Origin of the sequence: Parabacteroides sp. CH2-D42-20, assembly GCF_003670185.1 — a bacterium.
GTDB lineage: Bacteria > Bacteroidota > Bacteroidia > Bacteroidales > Tannerellaceae > Parabacteroides > Parabacteroides distasonis.
Genome location: NZ_RAYG01000071.1, coordinates 1 through 2970, shown reverse-complemented (window position 1 = coordinate 2970; position 2970 = coordinate 1). Strand labels below are relative to the sequence as shown.

Annotated in this window: 4 protein-coding genes and 1 pseudogene; all 5 read left to right on the top strand. The window is 54.0% G+C overall.

Annotated features, from left to right (window positions below; genetic code table 11):
• A pseudogene (locus D7V92_RS21695) lies at window positions 1–240 on the top strand (conjugative transposon protein TraJ); the annotation flags it as partial.
• A 20-nt stretch (window positions 241–260) separates the two neighbouring features.
• A complete protein-coding gene (gene traK / locus D7V92_RS21690) occupies window positions 261–884 on the top strand; it encodes a conjugative transposon protein TraK (protein WP_004309966.1) in 624 nt (207 codons plus the stop codon).
• 4 nt (window positions 885–888) lie between these two features.
• Window positions 889–1185, top strand: a complete 297-nt coding sequence (locus tag D7V92_RS21685) for a TraL conjugative transposon family protein (RefSeq protein WP_121737418.1) — start codon at window positions 889–891, stop codon at window positions 1183–1185.
• The gene (gene traM / locus D7V92_RS21680; protein ID WP_121737417.1) at window positions 1163–2488 is read left to right on the top strand and encodes a conjugative transposon protein TraM; all 1326 of its coding nucleotides are present in this window, start codon (window positions 1163–1165) and stop codon (window positions 2486–2488) included. Before D7V92_RS21685 ends, traM begins: the two co-directional genes overlap by 23 nt.
• A 33-nt stretch (window positions 2489–2521) precedes the next feature.
• The coding region (gene traN, locus D7V92_RS21675) for a conjugative transposon protein TraN (protein ID WP_121773779.1) at window positions 2522–2970 on the top strand (449 nt) is incomplete at its 3' end.

Below are 2970 nucleotides of genomic sequence, written 5' to 3'. Positions count from 1 at the left end.
CAAAAGGACATTCAGGAACTTTCAGACCCGAATTTCATTCCTGACGGGAGCAGCACCGTGTATGTAATCTTTATGATTATCGGCATCGTGGGCTACTTCACCATTCCTACGGTGGCAAGCTGGATTGTGTCGGCTGGCGGCACGTCTGCCTATAACCGCAACGTGGCACGGGCGGGGTCAATCGCCGGGGCTGCGGTCGGTGCGGCAAGCGGGAAAGTAACCGGGAAACTACTCAAATAACCAACATCAAAATTTAATATATGGAATTTAAATCATTAACGAACATCGAAACGAGTTTCCGGCAAATCCGGCTCTTTGCGCTGGTATTCATCTGCCTGTGCGCATTGGTGACGGGCTTTGCCGTGTGGAACTCGTACAGCTTCGCCGAAAAGCAGCGGCAGAAGATATACGTCCTCGACAACGGCAAAAGCCTGATGCTGGCACTCTCGCAGGACATGGCACAGAACAGACCCGTGGAAGCCAAATCGCACGTGCGGCGTTTCCACGAGCTTTTCTTCACCTTATCACCCGACAAGGGGGCTATCGAAAGCAACATCAAACGCTCGCTGTTCCTCGCCGACAAGACCGCTTTCAACTATTACAAGGACTTGGCGGAAAAGGGCTACTACAATCGGGTGATTTCCGGAAACGTCACGCAGACGGTGGAGATTGACAGCGTGAAATGCGACTTCGACCAGTACCCCTACAAGGTGAACACGTATGCCCGCCAGTTGATTGTCCGGGAAAGCAGCCTGACGGTGCGAAGCCTTGTGACCTCGTGCCGCCTGCTCAACGCCACACGGAGCGACAACAACCCGCACGGCTTCATCATCGAAGCGTTCACCATTACCGAGAACAAGGATTTGCAAACCGTTAAGAGATAGCCGTATGGAAAGGAAACGAAACTATATCGAAAAGGTGCAGGACTGGGCGGACGACTGCCTGCACCGAATGTGCGGACGGATTACGCCGGGCAAAAGGCTGGCGGTTATCCTCGTGATGTTCTTCTTTTTCGGCGGCTTGTCTATCTACATCACCGTTTCATCAATCTACAATATCGGGAAACGGGACGGCAGGCGGCTGCAAATAGAACATATCAGACAACTGCCATTGCAAGGCAATGACACAATCAACAGTATCAACCCCTTAAACAGACCGGAATATGGAAGAAGTACAGAAGAATGAGAACGGCACGACCGTACCACAGACGGACGGGAAGCCTGAAAAGGAAAAGAAGTCCAAACGGGAACTTACTCCGCAGCAGGTGCAGCAGCGCAGGAAAATGATAGTCTTCCCGCTGATGTTCCTTGCCTTTGCCGGGTGCATATACCTGATATTCGCCCCCTCCGGCAAAGAGGACGTGAATGTGGAAAGCGTGGGCGGTTTCAACGCCGACATCCCCCTGCCCGCAGAGGACGGGATTATAGCCGACAAGCAAAAGGCTTACGAGCAGGCGATGCTGAACCGCAAACAGCAGGACAAGATACAATCCTTGCAGGACTTCGGTTTCACGGGGGACGATGAAACTGAAGAACCGCAAGCGGAAATCGACCTGATGCCGGAAGAAGATCCGAAGCCACAAAGGGGCGGCGGTGCTTCTTATTCGGCAAACGCTTACCGGGACATCAATCGCCAGTTAAGCACGTTCTACGAAACGCCCCCAGTGGACGAGGAAAAAGAGGACTTGAAGCGGCAGGTGGCGGAACTGACCGACAGACTGCAACAGCAACAGAACGCCACACCTACGGCTGACGACCAAATGGCACTCTTGGAAAAGTCCTACGAGCTGGCGGCAAAGTACATGAATGAGGGCGGGCAGAACGGGCAGGTGGCACAAGTGCCTGTTGCCGGGACTGTCACCCAAAAGCCGCAAGCCCAGCCCGTGCAGGCAATCCGGGAAACGACCGTATCGGGATTGCAGCAGCCCATGAGCGATGCCGACTTCATCCGGGCTTACAGCCAGCCACGAAACTACGGCTTCAACACGGCGGTAGGCACGGGCTACGCTATGGGCAGGAACACGATAGCCGCCTGCATACACCAAGACCAAACCCTGACGGACGGGCAGGCGGTGAAACTACGGCTGCTCGAACCCATGCAGGCGGGAAACATAGTCGTGCCGAAGAATACCCTTGTGGCGGGGACGGCAAAGGTGCAGGGCGAACGGCTTGACATACTGGTGTCCTCGATTGAGTATGCGGGCAACATCATCCCGGTGGAACTTGCCGTGTTTGACATGGACGGGCAAAAGGGATTATCTGTGCCGTCCTCTATGGAGCAGGAAGCGTTCAACGAAGCTATGGCGAATATCGGCAGCGGACTGGGTACAAGCATTTCCTTTGCACGGAGTGCCGGGCAGCAGGTGGCAATGGACGTGACAAGGGGCTTGCTGCAAGGAACGTCCGGCTACCTCGCCAAGAAGTTCCGAACCGTGAAAGTGAAGCTGAAAGCAGGCTATAAAGTCATGCTGTATGCCAAACAACAATAACCATTTTATCAACCACTAAAATTTTAATTAACGATGAAACAGATTTTTGTATTTTTCGCCCTCTTGCTGGGCGTGTGTGCGGCAAACGCACAGGAAACCGACACCGTGAAGTATGCGGCTGGCAACGACTTGTACCGGGGTATTACCCGGAAACTCCCGTACCGCCAAATGGTAACGCCCTACGGCGTGGAAGTGACCTTTGCCAAGACGGTGCATATCATCTTCCCCGCCGCCGTCCGCTACGTGGATTTGGGAAGCAACCACATCATAGCGGGCAAGGCGGACGGTGCGGAGAACGTTATCCGGGTAAAAGCCACGACAGAGGGCTTTCCGGGCGAAACGAACTTCTCCGTCATTTGCGAGGACGGCAGTTTCTTTTCGTTCAACGCCAAGTACGCCCGTGAGCCGGAAATGCTCAACATCGAAATGAAAGACTTCTTGGAGAACGAGGACACCAGCGACTTTTCGCATACCCGCATGAA